The organism is Pseudomonas sp. A34-9, assembly GCF_029543085.1.
In the GTDB taxonomy this organism is placed as follows: domain Bacteria; phylum Pseudomonadota; class Gammaproteobacteria; order Pseudomonadales; family Pseudomonadaceae; genus Aquipseudomonas.
Map to the genome: position 1 here is coordinate 5,149,971 of NZ_CP119967.1, position 21,522 is coordinate 5,171,492.

Here is a 21,522-nt window from a genome sequence, read left to right on the forward strand (position 1 = left end):
CCACAAATGAACACGGCACCCGCAGGTGCCGTGTCGATAACGCAGTTACTTGGTGTCGCGGTGTTCGAACTCGCCTTCGATCACATCACCCTCGCGGCCCAAAGGCTGACGCGGTGCAGGACCGCCACGGGGTTGCAGGTCGTCGGCGAACGCACGCTGACGCATGGCCTGTTCTTCGGCGCGCTGACGCATTTTGTTCGCCAGCAGTCGGCGGCTGACGGGCAGCAACATGACCAGACCGATTACATCACTGATGAAGCCCGGCAGGATCAACAGGCCACCGGCCAGTGCCAGCATCAGGCCTTCGAGCATGGTTTGCGCGGGCAGTTCGCCGCGGTTCAGGCTTTCACGGGCACGCAATGCAGTGGCCAGACCGGCGACGCGCAGCACGAACACACCGAACATCGAGCCGAGAATGATCAGCAGCAGGGCCGGGAAAAACCCGATAGCCCCTGCCACTTTGACGAATACGAACAGCTCCAGCACTGGAAACAGCAGAAAGAGCAACAGAAAAGGGCGCATCAAAGTTTCCTCAACGCAAGAAATGCCTTGCAGTAAGCCTTAGATGACGTCGCCCTTTCGTGAATTCAAGCGTCGGCCGCTGCATTTTTTGCCCAGACCTCGGCATGAGCCAATGAAACCAGGGCTTCGCGCACTTGTGTCGGCGTATTACAAGGTGCTGGGAACGGCAGCCAGTACAGCGCCTGACCGATGCGCAGGTGCATGCCTTCGGTGTCGATACCGGCGAGTTGCGCCGGCGCGGTTTTCGGCAGACCGGCGAGGTCGACGTAATGCGCGATGGCTTTGGCGTGGTCACTGTTCATGTGCTCGACCATGCTGATCTCGGCCTTGCCGGCGAACGGATTGGCCAGGGTCAGTTGATCGACCCAGTGAATCGCGCCGAAACCGCCGATGTAGCGATGACGCACCGGGATCAGCACCCAGAAATCGAAATCGTGGGCCTTGTGGTAGTTCTGCGAATCCGGGAAATAGCGGTAGTAACGCTCGGCGGCGGCTTCAATTGCTGCTGCGTCTGCGAGCTTTTGCGCTTCGGCCAGATAGGTCAGGCGGCCCACGGCTTGCACGTCATCGGCTTCACGCTCCCCCACCAGCAGCGAGCATTTCGGGGCTTTTTGCAGGTTGTGGGTGTGCTGGGCGATGCGGCTGATCAGGATCAGCGGCCGACCCTGCTCGTCCAGGCAATACGGCACCACGGAGCCAAAGGGAAAACCGGGCATCGCTTTGGAGTGGGTCGACAGCACTCCGCGGTATTCCTTGAGAAGCAATTCTCGGGCATTCTTCGCCACTTCAACGCTCAATTTATGACTCCTTAAATAGAATCCGTCGAAAAAACGGACAGGCGCCCGGGATCAAGTCCCCCGTCACGCCGACGGGCAATTCTCATGTGCACCCCAGCCACGGCCGGTGCAGATCGGGAGTTGCTGAAAACAAAAACGACTCAGACCTGCTATCGGGGCATGCGAATGCAACTCAACGACAAAGTAATCATTATCACTGGCGGTTGCCAGGGTTTGGGCCGTTCGATGGCCGAGTATTTCGCCGGCAAAGGCGCGAAGCTCGCATTGGTCGACCTCAATCAGGAAAAACTCGACGACGCGGTCGCAGCCTGCAAAGCCAAGGGCGTCGAAGCGCGCAGCTATCTGTGCAACGTGGCCAATGAAGAGCAGGTCGAGCACATGGTCGCTCAGGTCGCCGCCGATTTCGGCGCGATCCACGGTCTGATCAACAACGCCGGGATCCTGCGCGATGGCTTGCTGCTCAAGGTCAAGGACGGTGAAATGACCAAGATGAGCCTGGCACAGTGGCAGGCCGTCATCGACGTCAACCTGACCGGCGTGTTCCTCTGCACCCGTGAGGTGGCGGCGAAAATGATCGAGCTGAAGAACAGCGGCGCGATCATCAACATCTCGTCGATTTCGCGGGCGGGCAATGTTGGCCAGACCAACTATTCGGCAGCCAAGGCCGGCGTGGCGGCGGCGACGGTGACTTGGGCCAAGGAGCTGGCGCGTTACGGTATTCGCGTGGCGGGGATTGCCCCTGGCTTCATCGAAACCGAGATGACCCTGGGCATGAAGCCGGAAGCGCTGGAGAAGATGACCTCGGGGATTCCGCTCAAGCGTATGGGCAAGCCTGAAGAGATCGCGCATTCGGCGGCGTATATCTTCGAGAACGACTACTACACCGGGCGGATTCTGGAGATGGATGGCGGGTTGCGCATCTAAAGCAAGATCAAAAGATCGCAGCCTGCGGCAGCTCCTACACATTGTTTTCCTGTAGGAGCTGCCGCAGGCTGCGATCTTTTAACAGGCGACGATCAATCGTCGCTGATGGTGATGTTCGGCATCGCCGGGGTTGCCGCTTCCTGCAACACGATCCGCGCGCCGACGTGGCGGGCCAGTTCCTGATAGACCATGGCAATCTGGCTGTCCGGCTCGGCGATCACCGTTGGCTTGCCGCCGTCGGCCTGTTCGCGGATCAGCATCGACAATGGCAGCGAAGCCAGCAGTTCAACGCCGTACTGGGTCGCCAGTTTTTCACCACCGCCCTCACCGAACAGATGCTCGGCATGCCCGCAGTTCGAGCAGATGTGCACGGCCATGTTTTCCACCACGCCCAGTACCGGAATGTTGACCTTGCGGAACATTTCCACGCCTTTGCGCGCGTCGAGCAATGCCAGATCCTGTGGTGTGGTGACGATCACCGCCCCGGCCACCGGGACTTTCTGTGCCAGGGTCAACTGGATGTCGCCAGTGCCGGGCGGCATGTCGATGACCAGATAATCCAGATCGCCCCACGCGGTTTGCGTGACCAGTTGCAGCAGCGCGCCGGACACCATCGGCCCGCGCCAGACCATCGGCGTGTTGTCGTCGGTCAGAAAGGCCATCGACATGACTTCGACACCATGGGCCTTGAGCGGCACGAACCACTTCTGATCCTTGACCTCAGGGCGGGTGCGCTCGGGAATGCCGAACATGATGCCCTGGCTCGGGCCGTAGATATCGGCGTCGAGAATACCGACCTTGGCGCCTTCGCGGGCCAGGGCCAGTGCAAGGTTGGCGGCGGTGGTCGACTTGCCGACGCCACCTTTGCCGGACGCTACAGCAACCACGTTCTTGACGTTGGCCAGCCCCGGAATCTGCGCCTGCGCCTTGTGCGCGGCAATCACGCTGTTGACCTCGACTTTGGCGATCACTACGCCATCGAGGTTTTCGATGGCCAATTGCAGCAACTGCGCCCAGCCGCTCTTGAACAGACCGGCGGCGTAACCGATTTCCAGCTGAACATTGACGCGATCACCGATGATCTCGATGTTTTTCACGCAACCGGCGCTGACCGGGTCCTGATTCAGGTAAGGGTCGGTGTATTGGCTGAGGACGGCTTCCACCGCTGCGCGAGTGACGGCGCTCATGGGCAACTCCGATAACAAGACTGGGAAAAGATGACGGGTATCGTACCTGAAAAAGATCGCAGCCTTCGGCAGCTCCTGCAGGAGATCGGCGTACTGCCGCAGCTGCGATCTTTTCTGGCTGCTCATCCAATGAAACAGGCGCACAGGGTGAAAAATATGCGCCAGCGCTTTATAGTGGCCGACCTCCGTTTCATCAAGTAGCGAAGCCCCACATGTCCGAACCACGCAAGATCCTCGTCACCAGCGCCCTGCCCTACGCCAACGGTTCGATTCACCTTGGCCATATGCTGGAATATATCCAGACCGATATGTGGGTGCGCTTCCAGAAGCATCGCGGCAATCAATGCATTTACGTCTGCGCCGACGACGCCCACGGTTCGGCGATCATGCTGCGCGCGGAAAAGGAAGGCATCACCCCGGAACAACTGATCGCCAACGTGCAGGCTGAACACAGCGCCGACTTTGCCGAGTTTCTGGTTGATTTCGACAATTTCCACTCCACTCACGCCGAAGAAAACCGTGAGTTGTCGAGCCAGATCTACATCAAGCTGCGTGACGCCGGGCACATCGCCCAGCGCTCGATCACCCAGTACTTCGACCCGGAAAAGAAAATGTTCCTGGCCGACCGCTTCATCAAGGGCACCTGCCCGAAATGCGGCACCGAAGACCAGTACGGCGACAACTGCGAAAAATGCGGCGCGACCTATGCGCCAACTGATTTGAAGGATCCGAAGTCGGCCATCTCCGGCGCCACCCCGGTGCTCAAGGATTCCCAGCACTTCTTCTTCAAGCTGCCAGACTTCCAGCAAATGCTGCAGACCTGGACCCGCAGCGGCACCCTGCAGGACGCCGTCGCCAACAAGATCGCCGAATGGCTGGACGCCGGCCTGCAACAGTGGGACATCTCCCGCGATGCACCGTACTTCGGCTTCGAGATCCCGGGCGAGCCGGGCAAGTATTTCTACGTGTGGCTGGATGCGCCGATCGGCTACATGGCCAGCTTCAAAAACCTTTGCGACCGTACGCCGGAGCTGGACTTCGATGCGTTCTGGGGCAAGGACTCCACCGCCGAGCTGTACCACTTCATCGGCAAGGACATCGTCAACTTCCACGCGCTGTTCTGGCCAGCGATGCTCGAAGGCGCGGGCTACCGCAAGCCGACCGGGATCAACGTGCACGGCTACCTGACCGTCAACGGCCAGAAAATGTCCAAGTCCCGTGGCACCTTCATCAAGGCCCGCACCTACCTCGATCACCTGTCGCCGGAATACCTGCGCTACTACTACGCGGCCAAACTGGGCCGTGGCGTCGATGACCTTGACCTGAACCTTGAAGATTTCGTGCAGAAGGTCAACTCCGACCTGGTCGGCAAAGTGGTCAACATCGCCAGCCGTTGCGCAGGTTTCATCCAGAAAGGTAACGGCGGCCTGCTGGTCGACACCAATGCTGCGCCTGAGCTGACCGAGGCTTTCCTCGCTGCCGCGCCAGGCATTGCTGACGCCTACGAAGCCCGCGACTTTGCTCGGGCCATGCGTGAAACCATGGCCCTGGCCGACCGTGCCAACGCCTGGATCGCCGACAAGGCGCCGTGGTCGTTGAACAAACAGGAAGGCAAGCAGGATGAAGTCCAGGCGATCTGCGCCACCGCTATCAACCTGTTCCGCCAATTGGTGATCTTCCTCAAACCGGTGCTGCCGCTGCTGGCCGCCGATGCCGAGGCGTTCCTCAACGTCGCCCCGCTGACCTGGAACGACCACACCACCCTGCTGGCCAACCATCAGTTGAACGAATTCAAGCCGCTGATGACCCGCATCGACCCGGTAAAAGTGCAAGCCATGAGCGACGCCTCGAAAGAAGACCTGACCGCCAGCCAGACCGACACCGGTGCCGCCGCCCCGGCCGGCAATGGCGAACTGGCCAAGGATCCGCTGTCGCCGGAAATCGACTTCGATGCTTTTGCTGCCATCGACCTGCGCGTCGCGCTGATCGTCAAAGCCGAACACGTGGAAGGTGCCGACAAACTGCTGCGCCTGACGCTGGACATCGGTGACGAGCAACGTAACGTGTTCTCCGGGATCAAGAGCGCTTACCCGGACCCGTCCAAACTCGATGGTCGCCTGACCATGATGATTGCCAACCTCAAGCCGCGGAAAATGAAGTTCGGTATTTCCGAAGGCATGGTGATGGCGGCCGGCCCTGGCGGTGAAGAGATTTACCTGCTGAGCCCGGACAGCGGCGCCAAGCCAGGTCAACGCATCAAGTAACACTCGGCGGCAAATCGATCCCACCGGCGTGCCACGCATGCCTGTGGGATTTTTCATATCTGGCCGGATAATGCCTAACCTTAAGAAACACCCGCCCGTTTCGCTGGCAGAACCATGACCGAACTTGTGCTTACGCTCATCAGTGCTGCGCTGCTCAACAACTTCGTGTTGCACTGGCCGCTGGGCGTCGATCCGCTGTTGGCGGGCCGTCGCCGACAGGTGCAGGCGTTGGGGCTGGCGACGTTGTGTCTGATGTTGATCACAGGCGTAGTGGGTTACGCGATCTGGCATTGGCTGCTGGTGCCGCTGCGACTTGAATTCCTGCGCCTGTTCGTGTTTCTGCCGCTGAGCGTATTGCTGATCACGCCGCTGTTAAAGCGGCTGGCGCGCTGGCTGCCGAAGCTGCCGTTTGACGGGTTATGGCCGCTGTTGCTGGGCAATGCCGGTGTACTGGGGCTGGCGCTGATCAACGCGCAAAACGATCAAGGCCTGCTCCACGCGACGGCGCTCAGCCTCGGTGCCGGGCTGGGTTTCTGGCTGGTGCTGAGCCTGTTCAGCGACTTGCGTGAACGCACCGCCGACAACGACATTCCCCTGCCCTTTCGCGGCCTGCCGATCGACCTGATCGGCGCCGGACTGATCGCAGTGATTTTTCTCGGATTCAGTGGACTGATCAAAACATGAGTCTGATTCAACGCATCGATGCCCTTCTGCCGCAGACACAATGCGGCAAATGCGGCCACCCCGGATGCAAGCCATACGCCCAAGGTATCGCCGAGGGCGAGCCAATCAACAAGTGCCCGCCGGGCGGTGACGAAACCATCGCCGCGCTGGCTGAACTGTTGAAAGTACCGGTGCTGGAACTGGACATCAGTCGCGGTTCGGCGCCGCCGCAAGTGGCGTTCATTCGTGAAGCCGAATGCATTGGCTGCACCAAGTGCATTCAGGCCTGCCCGATCGACGCGATTGTCGGCGCGGCGAAACTGATGCACACGGTGATCATTGACGAATGCACCGGTTGCGATCTGTGTGTCGCACCATGCCCGGTGGATTGCATCGAAATGCACCCGTTACCGCCGAGCACATTGCCGGTTGTCGGCGGCCTCGCCTTCAGCCGCGAAGAGCAACGCGCGCGTGCGGCCAAGCGCGATCACGCGCGTCAACGCTTCGAGCGCCGCAACGAGCGCTTGCACCGCGAAGAGCAACAGAAACAGGCTGAGCGTGAAGCGCGGGCGAAACGGGCGGTGCAACCTGAAGCGGCCGCAACCGATCCGGTACAGGCAGCCCTGGAACGGGTGCGGGCGCAGAAAGCGGCGACTGCTGATGCGGCGCTGAAGAAAGCCAAGATCGATGTGGCGATGAGCCGTGCGCAATTGCACAAATCGTTGAAAGCCTTCGGCCATCCACCGACGTTTGAGCAGCAGACGCAACTGATCGTGTTGCAGCAGCAGTTCGAAGCAGCCGAACAAGCCTTGGCGAAACTGGAAAGCAGCCCGGCGTCTGCGCCCATCGTGCCTGCCCCCGCCAAAGACGCCGATCTGAAACGGGCAAAGATCCAGTTGGCCATGCGTCGCGCTGAACTGAAAAAAGCACAAACCGCCGAAGCGGCGCCCGAGCAGATCACCGCGCTGGAACAGGCATTGCGCGACGCCGAACAGGCCCTGCACGCCGCCGAAGCCACAAGCGATCAGCCAGTGCCTGACTTGGTGCGCGTCGAAAAACGTCCGATCGACAGCCAGCTTCGTCAGTTGAAAACCGAATTGGCCTACGCCCGTGCGGACCTCAACAAACTCGAGCGACGCGCCGACACGCCCACCGAAGTCCTCGACAAGGCCCGCGTCCGCCTGCAAATCGCCGAGCGCCAGGTACACGATCATGTCGCCCCTTGAAACACCGGACAATCGCCTGCAACAGGCGATGAAGCTGGTGCTGCTGGCCGCCTTGCCGGGGTTGCTGGTGCTGTTCTGGTGGTACGGCTGGGGCGTGTTGATCAATCTGCTGCTGGCGATCTTCGCCGCGCTGATGGTCGAGGCCGGCGTCGCATGTCTGCGTCAACAGCCAATCCAGTCAGCGTTGAGCGACGGCAGTGCGTTGGTCAGCGCAACATTGTTGGCTGCCGCCCTGCCACCTTATTGCCCCTGGTGGCTGACGGTGATGGCGATTGCTTCGGGACTGCTGTTGGGCAAGCACGTTTACGGCGGCGTCGGTAGAAATCCGTTCAATCCGGCGATGCTCGGGTTTGCCTTGATCATGGTGATGTTCCCGCAACCGATGACCCAATGGCCAGCCCATGGCCTGGACTTGACCGCCGCGTTTCAGCAAGTGTTCGGCGCCGCGCAGTCACCTGACGCCTGGGCACAAGCCACCGTGCTGGACAGCCTGCGCATCAACAAAAGCCTGACCATGGACGAACTGTTCGCCAACAATCCGGCCTTCGGACGCTTTGGCGGACACGGTGTGGAATGGGTGAATCTGGCGTTTCTCGCCGGCGGGTTGTTTTTGCTGCAGCGCCGGGTCTTCGGTTGGCACGCACCGGCAGGCATGCTCGGCAGCCTGTTCGTTGTCAGTCTGCTGTTCTGGAATGGCTCCGGGTCGGACTCTCACGGTTCGCCGCTGTTCCACCTGCTCAGTGGCGCGACCATGCTGGGCGCGTTTTTCATCATCACTGAACCGGTCTCCGGCGCTAAAGCCAGGCTCGCCCGCCTGCTGTTCGGTGTCGGCGCCGGACTGCTGACTTATGCGATTCGCGCCTGGGGCGGTTACCCGGATGGCGTGGCGTTTGCGGTGCTGCTGATGAACCTTTGCGTGCCGGTGCTGGAGCGGTTTGCCGCGCGTCGTCAGCCACAGGTGAGTTCATGAACCGCACGGCCAGCGCACTGACGTTATTGTTGTTGGCGGGGGCAGGCATTGGCGCGACATACCTGCTGCAACGCAGCAGTGCACCGCAGATCGCTGCTGAGCAGCGCTTGGCCGACAGTCGCAAACTGCTCGATGTGCTTGCCGCTGACAGCTACGACAACCAACCGCTGGACCAGCCGATTGCACTGACCGATACGGGTCTGAGCCATAGCACGCTCGCGGCGGGTTACCGTGCAACCAGCAATGGTCAAACCGTTGCAGTGTTGCTGCGTAACCAGACCGAGGGCTACGCCGGTGCCATTGAATTGCTGATTGCTATCGATGCCAACGGCAAGTTGCTCGGCGTAAAAACCCTCAAGCAAAACGAAACCCCGGCACTTGGCGGCCTCATTGGCGACTGGCCGAACCGCTGGCTTCAGGTGTTTACCGGCAAATCACGCGGTGAACCGAATGACGCTGGCTGGGCATTGAAAAAAGATCAGGGACAATTCGATCAAATGGCCGGGGCGACCATTACTTCGCGCGCAGCCATCAACGCGATCCGGGATGCGTTGCGTTACTTTGACGAACATCGAACGGCGTTATTGGGGAGCGGAGCATGAACCTGTCCAACTCACTGATGCTGGTGCTATTGCTCGGCACCACCGTTTCGCTGGCCGGCGCGTTGGGGACGATGGTGATGTTTGTCCTCGTGGTGGGCATTTATGCTTTGGCCATGTCACCGCTGCGCCCGCGCATGACAGATGGCAGTGCCTTGCTGGCCGGAGTGCTGCTTGCTGCAACGTTAACCAGTTGCGCAGATCTTCTGGCGCAACGCTGGTTTCTGGCGTGGCACCAGTCGTTCAGTCTCTATGGCGGATTGATCGCCTTGCAGTGCGTGGTGCTGGAGCACAACGGTTTCTTCAGCCGACCGCTGGCCCAGCGCTTCAAACTTTGCGCATTGTTTGGCAGTTTGATGCTGGTGCTAGCGGCGCTGCGTGAACTCATCGGTCAGGGCAGCCTTGGACGGGGGTTGCTCGAGCATGGCTCCGCTCTTGTTGTATTTAGCGAAGGGCTGCACCTGATCACTTTGATCCCCGGTGCTTTTATTTTGTTGGCGCTGCTGCTGGCGGCGCGTCAGGCGATGGTTCGCCCGAACTCGATATCCAAGGAAACGCATCACCCATGAATGCAGCAAAACGTCTGGAGATTTTCCGCCGCCTGCACGAAGACAATCCGGAGCCAAAGACCGAACTGGCCTACTCCTCGCCGTTCGAGCTGTTGATCGCCGTGATTCTTTCGGCGCAGTCGACTGACGTCGGCGTCAACAAGGCCACGGCAAAGCTGTTTCCAGTGGCCAATACGCCGGCGGCGATCCACGCTTTGGGGGTCGAAGGTCTATCGGAATACATCAAGACGATCGGTCTCTACAACAGCAAGGCCAGGAACGTCATCGAAACCTGCCGCCTGCTGGTCGAACGCCATGGCAGTGTGGTTCCGCAGACCCGTGAAGAGCTCGAAGCCTTGCCGGGAGTGGGCCGCAAGACCGCCAACGTCGTACTCAACACGGCTTTCCGCCAACTGACCATGGCCGTCGACACCCACATCTTTCGCGTCAGCAACCGCACCGGCATTGCACCGGGCAAAAATGTGGTCGAAGTGGAAAACAAGCTGATGAAGTTTGTTCCCAAGGAATTCCTGCTCGACTCTCATCACTGGCTGATTCTTCACGGTCGCTACGTGTGTCTGGCCCGCAAGCCACGCTGTGGGAGTTGCCGGATCGAAGACTTGTGCGAGTACAAAGACAAAACGTCTGACGATTGATCGGCTATTGGAATAATTGATAAGTCGATTGAAAAAATCTTTTTTACCCGCTGCTGGAATGTCGATATAAGGAGCGCCAAAGGCATTCTTAGCCGGGAGTTAGCTTATGAGTAGCGACAAAGAGCCACTGGATGTAGATGAAGATATCGCTGCAGATACTGATGACACCGAACCTGTGGTCGAGGTCGCCAAGACCAATCTCAGCAAGCGCCGTACGATCGATAACCTGCTTGAGGAGCGCCGACTGCAAAGGCAGTTGGCCGAGTACGATTTTGATCTCTGATACCTGAAAGCCTCCCGGACCGGAGGCTTTTCTCTTTGTGCGGCTAGCTGAGTTTGATCGGCCCATGACCCTGTCAGCCATCGATAGATTCAGACCAGACCATTGCGCTGCGCCAATTCGATCAGGTCAACCAGAGAACGCGCATTGAGCTTCAACAGCAAACGCGTCTTGTAGGTGCTCACGGTTTTGTTGCTCAAAAACATGCCATCTGCAATTTCCTTGTTGGTTTTGCCCCGTGCCAACTGCTGCAGCACCATCATTTCCCGACCGGACAGACGATCGACCATATCGGCTTCACTCGCATTGCCCAGACTGGTACGCACGGTATGCAAAGCCTGATTGGGAAAATAACTGTAGCCGGACAATACGGCCTTGATTGCGCTGAGCAACTCGGTCAAGTCCTGCTGTTTGCACACATAGCCGGCCGCACCTGATTGCATGCAGCGCATGGAAAAGTGCCCGGGAGCCTGGGAAGTCAGCACCAGTACTTTAATAGGCATGGCCGTTGAAGTCAGGCGTGCGATAACTTCCAGACCATCAAGTTTTGGTATTCCAATGTCCAGAATGACAATATCCGGCATTTGTTCTCGAGCAAGTTGTAACGCATCCACACCGTTATCAGTTTCTGCGATGACTTCGTAGCCATGACGTTCCATCAGCATACGTACCGCAAGACGAATGACAGGGTGATCATCCACGATCAGCACTTTATTCATGGGCAAGTCCAGTTTCGCTGTTCGAATTTTTAGAACACGCACAATAGCCCAGTCACTTGCTCTACGGCATGCCAGTGTTAACACGCACTTGCATCGAGAGACATGCCCTACATCCATCGCGGATTAATCCTACAAAAAACCTCCACCCGTCTAAACATCCGACGCCGTAGCTTCTTTCGCCGGAAGCCAATTTCTCTTTTCACCCTGTTACAGACTACGACTACCGCTGCAAAACAAAAACCTCGCCGCTGCAGTTCATTGTGACCGAACGGCATTGGCGCCTGGACATATCCGCGCGACTGAAAAATATCCGGATATTGGCAACACAAAGCAACAGCGGTGGCACCGGCACTATAACGCCGAGAAAACCATAAACACTTGAAACAAGATATTTATACCAAGCCCTATAATTTTGCTATAAAAACAAACACTGAAAGCCAACTACCTACCACCAGACAATACGAACTTATTAACCATGAGAAAGACCAGGCAAAAGAGTACAAACATGCTTAAAATAAAAAAAAAGATCAGCAACCCAATGACCGTCATTGCCATATTTGCGGCTATCTCTGAAACATCAGCCGCCGTGTCTCTGCCCTTTCTTGACAACGAGGACAGGGAAATCTATGTGTGGTTCTTGATCAGCTTTCCGTTTTACTTGTTATTTCTTTTCTTTATCACCTTGAATTTCAACTACCGCTCGCTCTATTCACCTTCCGATTTCGGTAAAGACAAGAACTTCCTGAAAGTAATCGATAACAATGATCGCGAGAGCAAACGACATGCCTCGACGCAAGAACCTGCCACACCAGGTACATTCGGGTTCTCCAGTTGTATCGTGCCGAGCGAATCTGGCACTGTCGAATGCAAAGACTCGTGCAAAGTACACAACGCACCCGACCCGCCTGCGGATATCAACGCAAAAACGAGCCAGATTGTTCAGCACAACATTCAGTTGCCCGCGTCGATCAGCAATCTCCATCTCATAGACGCCAGGGATGTCGATGCATCGAGAGAGTTAGCCACGATGGTGGAAAACATCCGCAACCTGGACAGGAAAAGTGCCCGTGTGGTCGTCTTTCTTTCCAATCATGTGTCCGATTCTTTACTGACGCAAAATGCACTACTGCAAATCAGGCACTTAAAAAAAGGCTCTGGCAACACGCTGTGTATTGTTTATAACCTGTGCTCACAAGCGGTGACACTACTGGGGCGGGCCTGAAGGCGGAGTCGTTGCCACACGCGCGAAAAACTGAACATGACTCGAACAGAAACAGCCAAAGAATTACGCAAAAAGGGCGGCCTTGTCTCGATGACAAGGCCGCCCTTTTCATTGCACGTCAGTCTGCAACGCTTAGAACAGCTTGCGGCCCTTGTTGGCAGCAATGCGCATGCGCAGCGCGTTGAGCTTGATGAAGCCCGCAGCGTCAGCCTGGTTGTAAGCGCCACCATCTTCTTCGAAGGTCGCGATGTTGGCATCGAACAGCGAATCGTCGGACTTGCGGCCGGTGACGATCACGTTGCCTTTGTACAGTTTCAGGCGCACAACGCCGTTCACGTTGACCTGCGAAGCGTCGATCATCTGTTGCAGCATCAGACGCTCAGGGCTCCACCAGTAACCGGTGTAGATCAGGCTGGCGTACTTCGGCATCAGCTCGTCTTTGAGGTGAGCGACTTCGCGGTCCAGGGTGATCGATTCGATGGCGCGGTGAGCGCGCAGCATAATGGTGCCGCCCGGGGTTTCGTAGCAGCCACGGGACTTCATGCCGACATAACGGTTTTCGACGATGTCCAGACGGCCGATACCGTGAGCACCGCCGATCTTGTTCAGCGTCGCCAAAACAGTGGCCGGGGTCATTTCGACGCCATCCAGTGCAACGATGTCGCCGTTACGGTAGGTCAGTTCCAGGTATTGCGGGGTGTCAGGCGCGTTCTCAGGGGAGACGGTCCAACGCCACATGTCTTCTTCGTGCTCGGTCCAGGTGTCTTCCAGCACGCCGCCTTCATAGGAGATGTGCAGCAGGTTGGCGTCCATCGAGTACGGGGACTTCTTCTTGCCGTGGCGCTCGATCGGGATCGCATGCTTCTCGGCGTAGTCCATCAGCTTCTCGCGGGACAGCAGGTCCCACTCGCGCCAAGGGGCAATCACTTTAACGCCAGGCTTGAGTGCGTAGGCACCCAGTTCGAAACGCACCTGGTCGTTGCCTTTACCGGTGGCGCCATGGGAAATGGCGTCAGCGCCCGTTTCGTTGGCGATTTCGATCAGGCGTTTGGCGATCAGCGGACGTGCGATGGAAGTACCCAGCAGGTACTCGCCCTCGTAAACGGTGTTGGCGCGGAACATCGGGAACACGAAATCACGCACGAATTCTTCGCGCAGATCGTCGATGTAGATTTCTTTGACGCCCATGGCCTGAGCCTTGGCGCGGGCCGGCTCGACCTCTTCGCCTTGACCGAGATCAGCGGTAAAGGTCACCACTTCACAGTTATAAGTATCCTGCAGCCACTTGAGGATCACCGAAGTGTCCAGGCCGCCGGAATACGCCAGAACGACCTTGTTTACGTCCGCCATGCCATCACTCCACGGGGTTCTACGGAAAGCCGAGGAGTCTACCGCTCAAACGCGATAATTTACAGAGGCGCGACAGCTTAAGACGACAAAGCGACAGAATCTTTCTTAAGCGCGACGATGACCGGCGAGTCAGGAAGTCGCTGCAGTGCTGGCTGGCGTGCTCGCTTGTGGCGCGGGTGCGGGGCTGGTCGGTGCCACACGTGCCAGTTTGACATTGACCCGACGGTTCTTCGCACGATTGGCCGCATTGGTATTCGGCACAATGGGATATTGCTCGCCATGGAACCGCACAGTGATTTGCGACTCCTGAATACCATTGGCCTTGAAGAAGTCGACAACGGCCAACGCCCGGCGGCGCGACAGTTCGCGGTTGGTCAGACGATTACCGCTGTTGTCGGAATGGCCATCGAGCTCAATGTGATTGACCGTCGGATCGGCCTTCATGAATTCGAGCATCACTTGCAGCTTGGCCTTGGCGGCGGCGTCCAGATCAACGCCTTCGCCGGGGAAGCCGATCTGCGACTGTTTGATCTGATCGAAATTCTGCGGCAGCAATTTCGCCACACACGTCTGGTAATCGTTGAAGGCTTTGCTGAATTTGACCGGCAACAGACGGACTTCAGATACGCGGCCATCACCAGACGCGCGACGTACTACCGGGCTGCGACCGTCCAGCAAACCGCTGATCAGACCGCCGGCCTGCGACTGCGAGCTGCTGAACAGCACGTTGCCACTGCCGAGCCTCACAGAGCCGAGATTGATGTCACCACGCCCCGGCTGCCAGGGTGCAGCCGCCGCCAGCAAAGTCGCCGAACCGCCGCCGAGCATGGCGTTGTAGGCGTTCAGACGAAATATCGCCTGCTCGCCGGCCTTGCGCACGAATTCACCCGAACCGAAATCGGTGATCGGCTGGGTCAGACGACATTCGAACTTGTCGCCGGCGACCGTCCACTCAATGTTCTCCAGACGGGTCTGGTAGGTGAGCGCCATCGCGGGAAGGCTGGCAAACACACTGAGCAAGGCTAAATAACGCTGGCGCACGGGAGGCTCCATTGGCTTCTGAAACACAAAGACCGATTCACACTATGTTTACGGCATACCTACGGGATATCGGACGCTTGCCGCAAAACTTGATAGCGAGTGCCTGCAAGAGTCTTTTCCGGTAGCATTCGCCTCAGTTTGACCCGCCTGGAATCCCCTCATGTCCGACCGCCTGACCCTGCTGCGTCCCGACGACTGGCACATTCATCTTCGCGATGGTGCCGTGTTGACCAATACCGTTGCCGATGTTGCGCGCACGTTTGGTCGCGCCATCATCATGCCCAACCTGGTACCTCCGGTGCGCAACGCCGCTGAAGCCGACGGCTATCGCCAGCGGATTCTCGCTGCCCGCCCGGCCGGCAGTCGCTTTGAGCCGCTGATGGTGCTGTACCTCACCGACCGCACCCAGCCCGAAGAAATTCGTGAAGCCAAGGCCAGTGGTTTTGTCTACGCCGCCAAGCTGTACCCGGCTGGCGCGACCACCAACTCCGATTCCGGCGTGACCAGCATCGACAAGATCCTGCCGGCGCTGGAGGCCATGGCCGAAGTCGGCATGCCGTTGCTGATCCACGGTGAAGTCACCCGGGGTGACGTCGACGTGTTCGATCGCGAAAAGATTTTCATCGATGAGCACATGCGCCGCGTAGTCGAGCGCTTCCCGACGCTGAAAGTGGTGTTCGAACACATCACCACCGGCGACGCCGTGCAGTTCGTCAACGAGGCTTCGGCCAACGTCGGCGCGACCATCACCGCGCATCACCTGCTCTACAACCGCAACCACATGCTGGTGGGCGGGATTCGGCCGCACTTCTATTGCCTGCCGATCCTCAAGCGCAATACGCACCAGGAAGCTCTGCTCGACGCCGCCACCAGCGGCAGCGCGAAGTTCTTCCTCGGCACCGACTCGGCGCCGCACGCGCAGCACGCCAAAGAAGCCGCTTGCGGCTGCGCCGGCTGCTACACCGCGTACGCCGCCATCGAGATGTACGCCGAAGCCTTTGAACAGCGCAACGCGCTGGACAAGCTCGAAGCCTTCGCCAGCCTCAACGGTCCGCGTTTCTACGGCCTGCCGGCAAACACCGATCGCATCACCCTGGTTCGTGAAGAATGGACCGCCCCGACCAGCCTGCCATTCGGCGAGCTGACCGTTATCCCGCTGCGCGCCGGTGAAAAACTGCGCTGGCGCCTGCTGGAGGAACACGCGTGAGTGAAGACCATTTCGACGACGAACTGGACGGTCAAAGTGGTGGTGGCGGTTCCCGTCACCCAATGGCAGCACGCTTTCGCGGCTATCTGCCGGTTGTCGTTGACGTAGAAACCGGTGGCTTCAACTCGGCCACCGATGCGTTGCTGGAGATTGCCGCGACCACCATCGCCATGGATGAAAAGGGTTTCGTTTACCCGGATCACACTTACTTCTTCCGTGTTGAGCCGTTCGAAGGCGCCAACATCGAAGCGGCGGCGCTGGAGTTCACCGGAATCAAGCTCGATCACCCGCTGCGCATGGCCGTCAGCGAAGAAGCCGCGCTGACCGACATCTTCCGTGGCATTCGCAAGGCGCTGAAGGCCAACGGCTGCAAGCGTGCGATTCTGGTCGGGCACAACAGCAGCTTCGATCTTGGCTTCCTCAACGCTGCGGTTGCGCGGCTGGACATGAAGCGCAACCCGTTCCACCCGTTCTCCAGCTTCGACACCGCGACGCTGGCCGGTCTGGCGTACGGTCAAACCGTACTGGCGAAAGCCTGCCAGGCCGCCGACATCGATTTCGACGGCCGTGAGGCGCATTCGGCGCGTTACGACACCGAGAAAACCGCTGAGCTGTTCTGCGGCATCGTCAATCGCTGGAAACAGATGGGCGGCTGGGAAGATTTCGACGACTGATCCTCGTCGGGTAAATCCTGCACATGAAAAAACCGGCCACGTGGGCCGGTTTTTTTCTACCTCGACGTTGCGCCTTACAGGGCAGCAGCGTTCTCGGTCAGGTATGCAGCAACGCCTTCTGGCGAAGCGTTCATGCCTTTGTCGCCTTTCTTCCAGTTGGCAGGGCAGACTTCGCCGTGCTCTTCGTGGAATTGCAGAGCGTCGACCAGACGGATCAGCTCTTCCATGTTACGGCCCAGCGGCAGGTCGTTGATGATCTGCGAACGGACAACGCCTTTGTCGTCGATCAGGAACGCGCCACGGAAAGCCACGCCGCCTTCGGATTCAACGTCGTACGCCTTGGCGATGTCGTGCTTCATGTCGGCAGCCATGGTGTATTTCACCTTGCCGATGCCGCCATTGTTCACTGGAGTGTTGCGCCATGCGTTGTGAGTGAAGTGCGAGTCGATCGACACAGCGATCACTTCAACGTTGCGTGCCTTGAAGTCGGCCATGCGGTTGTCCAGAGCGATCAGCTCGGACGGGCAGACGAAGGTGAAGTCCAGTGGGTAGAAGAACACCAGGCCGTATTTGCCTTTGATGGCCGAGGACAGGGTGAAGCTGTCAACGATCTCGCCATTGCCGAGTACGGCCGGGACGGTGAAGTCAGGGGCTTGTTTGCCTACGAGTACGCTCATTGATATCTCCTGGTGTAAAAACTTGAAGTTCAGGGTCCGCGCCAGCCTGCCACCCTCAGGCGACAGCCCTGTGACACGAACCCCCTTCGCAAGGGCCGACCATCATACACTGCGTTTTTCGCCTGTCCTCAACGGTTTTTCAAACGAAGCGGATAAGCACGCTGCATTTACGGGGCCAGGCAATTAGCCAGTAATCACCGTTCGTCAGTCACAGCCGTTAATCGGCTGAAGCGTTCCGAAAGCACTTTGACAATCATTCTCGTTAACATTAAGATCCATCGCAATTGAGTCACAACCAGCGACGGTTCTCACTTATGTATGTTTGTCTCTGCACTGGCGTCACCGACGGACAGATCCGCGAAGCGATCTATGAAGGTTGCTGCAGCTATAAAGAAGTCCGCCAGGCCACCGGCGTCGCCAGCCAATGCGGCAAATGTGCCTGCCTTGCCAAGGAAGTGGTCCGCGAAACCCTGACCAAGCTGCAAACCGCCCAGGCCGCGATCCCCTATCCTGTAGAATTTACCGCTGCGTAATAACACCCCATTTCAAAGAACCGGACTAATGTCCGGTTTTTTTATGCCTGTAAATCAACTGCTTAGGCTCTAGACGCGGAACACAAACATTCTTATTCCGATTAATTTTCATATATTATTCAATAACTTAGGTTTGACACTTATAAGTGCGAAGCTCAAACTCTGCCGTATATACAGCTATTACAGGGCAGGACTCCGATCATGAAAGGCGACATTACAGTCATCCAGCATCTCAACAAGATCCTTGCCAATGAGCTGGTCGCGATCAATCAGTACTTCCTGCATGCGCGCATGTACGAAGATTGGGGTCTGAACAAGCTCGGCAAGCACGAATACAAAGAATCCATCGACGAGATGAAGCACGCGGACAAGCTGATCAAGCGCATCCTGTTCCTTGAAGGCCTGCCGAACGTGCAGGACTTGGGCAAGCTGCACATCGGCGAGCACACCAGAGAAATGCTGGAGTGCGACCTGCGCATCGAGAAGACCGGCCACGCTGACCTGAAAACGGCGATCGCGCATTGCGAAACCGTTGGCGACTTCGGCAGCCGTGAACTGCTCGAAGACATTCTCGAATCCGAAGAAGAACATATCGACTGGCTGGAGACCCAATTGGGCCTGATCGATAAAGTCGGTCTTGAGAACTATCTGCAATCGCAGATGGGCGAAGAGTAAGAGCTGCCGAAGGCTGCGATCTTTTCAGATTGCACCGGCAACTTGCAGTAGCTTTTCGAACGCACTAAAAAGCCCCGCCCTCTTTCGAGGTGCGGGGCTTTTTATTGGCTGAAGATCAAAAGACCGCAGCCTCGTGTCACTCGACAGCTCCTACAGAAGCAGGAGGCGTCGCGTGGAATCCAGCCTTATCAGGCTTCGGACTTGTTCGCCGCTGCTGCTTCAACAGCCGACTTGATGGTGGTTTGCAACGAACCGTCTGCCGCCATCTCGGTCATGATGTCGCTACCGCCGACCAGCTCACCGCCAACCCACAGTTGCGGGAAAGTCGGCCAGTTGGCGTATTTAGGCAGGTTGGCGCGGATTTCCGGGTTCTGCAGGATATCCACGTACGCAAACTTTTCGCCACAAGCCATGACAGCCTGCGCAGCTTTCGCGGAGAAGCCACACTGCGGGGCATTCGGCGAGCCTTTCATGTAAAGCAGAATGGTGTTGTTGGCAATCTGCTCTTTAATCGTTTCGATGATATCCATGGAGCACCTCGGCTGAACTTTCCGACTCATGGGTCGGCACGGTGACGCATTGTAACGGAATCCCGAGCGCCATGCTCGGTCTCCCCGACAGTCACGCTCAAGCGGCCGCCACCGTCACTGGCACACCATTAAGGGCCGCATTACCCGACAATTCATCGAGCTGGCATTCATCGGTCAGATCATTGGCACTCGAACCCGGCTGGCCACTGGCAATCGCCATCTGCACACCCGGGCGCGCATGGCCCCAGCCGTGGGGCAAACTGACCACGCCTTTCATCATGTCCAGACTGCCGAGTACCTCCACCTCGATCTGGCCGACCCGCGAACTGACGCGCACCCGTTGACCATCGTTAAGCCCACGACTGGCGAGATCGTCCGGGTGCATCAGCAACTGATGACGCGGCTTGCCCTTCACCAGACGGTGATAGTTGTGCATCCATGAATTGTTGCTGCGTACGTGGCGGCGGCCAATCATCAACAGCTCATCGGCGGCCGGCGCCTGCAATGCGGCAAAGCGTGCGAGGTCGGCAAGGATCTCTGGCGGAGCAGCCTGCACACGCTGATTCGGCGTTTTCAGGCGCGCAGCCAGGTTCGGCTTCAACGCGCCCAGATCAATCCCGTGCGGATGATCGAACAAAGTCGCCAACGAAAGCTTTCGCTCAGACCCGTCACCGTACAGACCCATGCGCAGGCCCAAGTCGATCATCTTCGCCGGTGGCATGGTCGGTTTCAGCTCCTTGCCGGTCTTCTCGGCAAACGCCTTGGCCAGGCCCACGAAGATCTCCCAGTCATGTAAAGCACCCTCAGGCTTGGCGAGGATCGCGCGGTTGAAGCGGGTGACGTTGCGCACCGCGAACAGATTGAAGGTGGTGTCGTAGTGATCGTTCTCCAGCGCCGAGGTCGACGGCAGGATCAGATCGGCGTAGCGCGTGGTTTCATTGATGTACAGGTCGATGCTGACCATGAACTCCAAACCGTCCAGCGCCTGCTCCAGTTGCCGCCCGTTCGGCGTCGACAGCACCGGGTTGCCTGCAACGGTGATCAGCGCGCGAATCTGCCCTTCACCTTCGGTAAGCATCTCTTCAGCCAGCGCCGAGACGGGCAACTCTCCGCCGTATTCAGGACGACCCGAGACTCGGCTCTGCCATTTGTTGAAATGCCCGCCCGAGGTCGATGCCACCAGATCCACGGCCGGCTCGGTGCACAAAGCGCCGCCAACCCGGTCGAGGTTGCCGGTGACCAGATTGATCAATTGCACGACCCAGTGGCACAAGGTGCCAAAGGCCTGCGTCGAAACGCCCATGCGCCCGTAGCACACGGCACTCGGCGCGCCGGCGAAATCCCGGGCCAGTTGGCGGATCTGCTCAGCAGGCACCGCACACAACGGGCTCATCGCCTCAGCCGTAAACGCCGCCACCGCCGCGCGTACATCGTCCAGGCCATCAATCGGCAAATGACTGTCGCGGGTCAGCCCTTCGCTGAACAACGTGTTGAGCACACCAAACAACAACGCCGCATCTCCCCCCGGACGCACGAACAAATGTTGGTCGGCTATCGCCGCCGTCTCGCTGCGCCGCGGATCGACCACCACCACTTTGCCGCCGCGCGCCTGAATCGCTTTCAGACGTTTTTCGACATCCGGCACGGTCATGATGCTGCCGTTGGACGCCAGCGGATTACCGCCGAGAATCAGCATGAAGTCGGTGTGATCGATATCTGGAATCGGCAACAGCAAACCATGGCCGTACATCAGATAACTGCTCAGGTGATGCGGCAATTGATCGACCGAGGTCGCCGAGTAGCGGTTGCGCGTCTTCAGCAACCCCAGGAAATAATTGCTGTGGGTCATCAGCCCGTAGTTGTGCACGCTCGGGTTGCCTTGGTAGACCGCCACGGCGTTCTGGCCATGACGCTCCTGAATCGCTGCCAGTTTCTCGGCCACCAGTGCAAACGCTTCGTCCCACTCGATCGGCAGCCACTCGCTACCCACGCGGCGCATTGGCTGGCGCAGGCGGTCCGGATCGTTCTGGATGTCTTGCAGGGCGACGGCTTTGGGGCAGATGTGGCCACGGCTAAAGGTGTCGAGGGCATCACCCTTGATCGAGGTGATAGCAACATGGCCATCGCTCTCGGTAGTCTCGATGGTCAGACCACAAATGGCTTCACACAGGTGGCAGGCACGGTGATGGAGAGTCTTGGTCATGGCCAGTCTCTGTCTTGTTCTGGGCGGACAATCGCGCCCGCGGGAACAAAACTAT

At 58.3% G+C, this 21,522-nt stretch carries 24 protein-coding genes; 15 read left to right on the forward strand and 9 right to left on the reverse strand.

Annotated features, from left to right (window positions below):
• Positions 1-45: 45 nt before the first annotated feature.
• Positions 46-522 (reverse strand): FxsA family protein, encoded by a 477-nt coding sequence (locus tag P3G59_RS22940; RefSeq protein ID WP_277759081.1) that lies wholly within the window; start codon positions 520-522, stop codon positions 46-48.
• A 65-nt stretch (positions 523-587) separates the two neighbouring features.
• Positions 588-1,319: a DUF2470 domain-containing protein gene (locus P3G59_RS22945; protein WP_277759083.1), complete on the reverse strand. Its 732-nt coding sequence runs from the start codon at positions 1,317-1,319 to the stop codon at positions 588-590.
• 165 nt (positions 1,320-1,484) lie between these two features.
• Between P3G59_RS22945 and P3G59_RS22950 the strand changes: the two genes are divergently transcribed.
• Positions 1,485-2,243 (forward strand): SDR family oxidoreductase, encoded by a 759-nt coding sequence (locus P3G59_RS22950; RefSeq protein ID WP_277759084.1) that lies wholly within the window; start codon positions 1,485-1,487, stop codon positions 2,241-2,243.
• 92 nt (positions 2,244-2,335) lie between these two features.
• Here the strand turns inward: P3G59_RS22950 and apbC are convergent, their stop codons facing one another.
• Positions 2,336-3,430: an iron-sulfur cluster carrier protein ApbC gene (gene apbC, locus P3G59_RS22955; protein WP_103305495.1), complete on the reverse strand. Its 1,095-nt coding sequence runs from the start codon at positions 3,428-3,430 to the stop codon at positions 2,336-2,338.
• A gap of 30 nt (positions 3,431-3,460) precedes the next feature.
• Here apbC and P3G59_RS22960 point away from each other — a divergent pair, with 30 nt between their 5' ends.
• The 9 genes from P3G59_RS22960 (at position 3,461) to P3G59_RS23000 (ending at position 10,639) form a co-directional block, all read left to right on the forward strand.
• Positions 3,461-3,631: a hypothetical protein gene (locus tag P3G59_RS22960; RefSeq protein ID WP_277759085.1), complete on the forward strand. Its 171-nt coding sequence runs from the start codon at positions 3,461-3,463 to the stop codon at positions 3,629-3,631.
• 11 nt (positions 3,632-3,642) lie between these two features.
• Entirely contained in the window at positions 3,643-5,694 is a 2,052-nt protein-coding gene (metG, locus tag P3G59_RS22965) for a methionine--tRNA ligase (protein WP_277759086.1), read from the forward strand.
• Positions 5,695-5,808: 114 nt separating this feature from the next.
• Positions 5,809-6,378 (forward strand): Rnf-Nqr domain containing protein, encoded by a 570-nt coding sequence (locus P3G59_RS22970; RefSeq protein ID WP_277759087.1) that lies wholly within the window; start codon positions 5,809-5,811, stop codon positions 6,376-6,378.
• Entirely contained in the window at positions 6,375-7,583 is a 1,209-nt protein-coding gene (gene rsxB / locus P3G59_RS22975; protein ID WP_277759088.1) for an electron transport complex subunit RsxB, read from the forward strand. Before P3G59_RS22970 ends, rsxB begins: the two co-directional genes overlap by 4 nt.
• Positions 7,570-8,553: an RnfABCDGE type electron transport complex subunit D gene (locus P3G59_RS22980; protein ID WP_277759089.1), complete on the forward strand. Its 984-nt coding sequence runs from the start codon at positions 7,570-7,572 to the stop codon at positions 8,551-8,553. The genes rsxB and P3G59_RS22980 overlap by 14 nt, the downstream gene beginning before the upstream one ends.
• Positions 8,550-9,155 carry an RnfABCDGE type electron transport complex subunit G gene (locus P3G59_RS22985; RefSeq protein ID WP_277759090.1) on the forward strand — a complete coding sequence of 202 codons (606 nt, stop codon included), beginning with the start codon at positions 8,550-8,552 and terminating at the stop codon, positions 9,153-9,155. The genes P3G59_RS22980 and P3G59_RS22985 overlap by 4 nt, the downstream gene beginning before the upstream one ends.
• A complete protein-coding gene (locus P3G59_RS22990) occupies positions 9,152-9,721 on the forward strand; it encodes an Rnf-Nqr domain containing protein (RefSeq protein WP_277759091.1) in 570 nt (189 codons plus the stop codon). The genes P3G59_RS22985 and P3G59_RS22990 overlap by 4 nt, the downstream gene beginning before the upstream one ends.
• Positions 9,718-10,356, forward strand: a complete 639-nt coding sequence (gene nth / locus P3G59_RS22995; RefSeq protein ID WP_277759092.1) for an endonuclease III — start codon at positions 9,718-9,720, stop codon at positions 10,354-10,356. Before P3G59_RS22990 ends, nth begins: the two co-directional genes overlap by 4 nt.
• 106 nt (positions 10,357-10,462) lie before the next feature.
• Positions 10,463-10,639, forward strand: a complete 177-nt coding sequence (locus P3G59_RS23000; RefSeq protein WP_277759093.1) for a hypothetical protein — start codon at positions 10,463-10,465, stop codon at positions 10,637-10,639.
• Positions 10,640-10,728: 89 nt separating this feature from the next.
• Here P3G59_RS23000 and P3G59_RS23005 read toward each other — a convergent pair whose 3' ends face one another.
• Complete coding sequence (locus P3G59_RS23005) at positions 10,729-11,355, reverse strand: response regulator transcription factor (RefSeq protein WP_007916656.1); 627 nt, start codon at positions 11,353-11,355, stop codon at positions 10,729-10,731.
• A 505-nt stretch (positions 11,356-11,860) separates the two neighbouring features.
• Here P3G59_RS23005 and P3G59_RS23010 point away from each other — a divergent pair.
• Positions 11,861-12,577, forward strand: coding sequence for a hypothetical protein (locus P3G59_RS23010; RefSeq protein ID WP_277759094.1), 717 nt, complete (start codon positions 11,861-11,863; stop codon positions 12,575-12,577).
• A gap of 132 nt (positions 12,578-12,709) precedes the next feature.
• Here P3G59_RS23010 and P3G59_RS23015 read toward each other — a convergent pair whose 3' ends face one another.
• Both P3G59_RS23015 and P3G59_RS23020 read right to left on the reverse strand, forming a co-directional pair.
• The gene (locus tag P3G59_RS23015) at positions 12,710-13,927 is read right to left on the reverse strand and encodes an argininosuccinate synthase (RefSeq protein WP_003227714.1); all 1,218 of its coding nucleotides are present in this window, start codon (positions 13,925-13,927) and stop codon (positions 12,710-12,712) included.
• Between the two features lie 129 nt (positions 13,928-14,056).
• Positions 14,057-14,968: an OmpA family protein gene (locus tag P3G59_RS23020; protein ID WP_016986655.1), complete on the reverse strand. Its 912-nt coding sequence runs from the start codon at positions 14,966-14,968 to the stop codon at positions 14,057-14,059.
• Between the two features lie 160 nt (positions 14,969-15,128).
• Here P3G59_RS23020 and pyrC point away from each other — a divergent pair, with 160 nt between their 5' ends.
• Together pyrC and rnt are read left to right on the forward strand one after the other, a co-directional pair.
• Positions 15,129-16,175, forward strand: a complete 1,047-nt coding sequence (gene pyrC, locus P3G59_RS23025) for a dihydroorotase (protein ID WP_277759095.1) — start codon at positions 15,129-15,131, stop codon at positions 16,173-16,175.
• Positions 16,172-16,849, forward strand: a complete 678-nt coding sequence (rnt, locus tag P3G59_RS23030) for a ribonuclease T (RefSeq protein WP_277759096.1) — start codon at positions 16,172-16,174, stop codon at positions 16,847-16,849. The genes pyrC and rnt overlap by 4 nt, the downstream gene beginning before the upstream one ends.
• Positions 16,850-16,923: 74 nt before the next feature.
• Here rnt and P3G59_RS23035 read toward each other — a convergent pair whose 3' ends face one another.
• Positions 16,924-17,526, reverse strand: coding sequence for a peroxiredoxin (locus P3G59_RS23035; RefSeq protein ID WP_277759097.1), 603 nt, complete (start codon positions 17,524-17,526; stop codon positions 16,924-16,926).
• Between the two features lie 314 nt (positions 17,527-17,840).
• Between P3G59_RS23035 and P3G59_RS23040 the strand changes: the two genes are divergently transcribed.
• Together P3G59_RS23040 and bfr are read left to right on the forward strand one after the other, a co-directional pair.
• The gene (locus P3G59_RS23040) at positions 17,841-18,059 is read left to right on the forward strand and encodes a bacterioferritin-associated ferredoxin (RefSeq protein WP_003227725.1); all 219 of its coding nucleotides are present in this window, start codon (positions 17,841-17,843) and stop codon (positions 18,057-18,059) included.
• 201 nt (positions 18,060-18,260) lie between these two features.
• Positions 18,261-18,734: a bacterioferritin gene (gene bfr, locus P3G59_RS23045; protein ID WP_277759098.1), complete on the forward strand. Its 474-nt coding sequence runs from the start codon at positions 18,261-18,263 to the stop codon at positions 18,732-18,734.
• 188 nt (positions 18,735-18,922) lie between these two features.
• On the opposite strand, the gene grxD is transcribed toward bfr, so the two are convergent.
• Together grxD and P3G59_RS23055 are read right to left on the reverse strand one after the other, a co-directional pair.
• Positions 18,923-19,264 carry a Grx4 family monothiol glutaredoxin gene (grxD, locus tag P3G59_RS23050; protein WP_007916674.1) on the reverse strand — a complete coding sequence of 114 codons (342 nt, stop codon included), beginning with the start codon at positions 19,262-19,264 and terminating at the stop codon, positions 18,923-18,925.
• A 97-nt stretch (positions 19,265-19,361) separates the two neighbouring features.
• Positions 19,362-21,467, reverse strand: coding sequence for a molybdopterin oxidoreductase family protein (locus tag P3G59_RS23055; protein WP_277759099.1), 2,106 nt, complete (start codon positions 21,465-21,467; stop codon positions 19,362-19,364).
• Between the last annotated feature and the right edge of the window lie 55 nt (positions 21,468-21,522).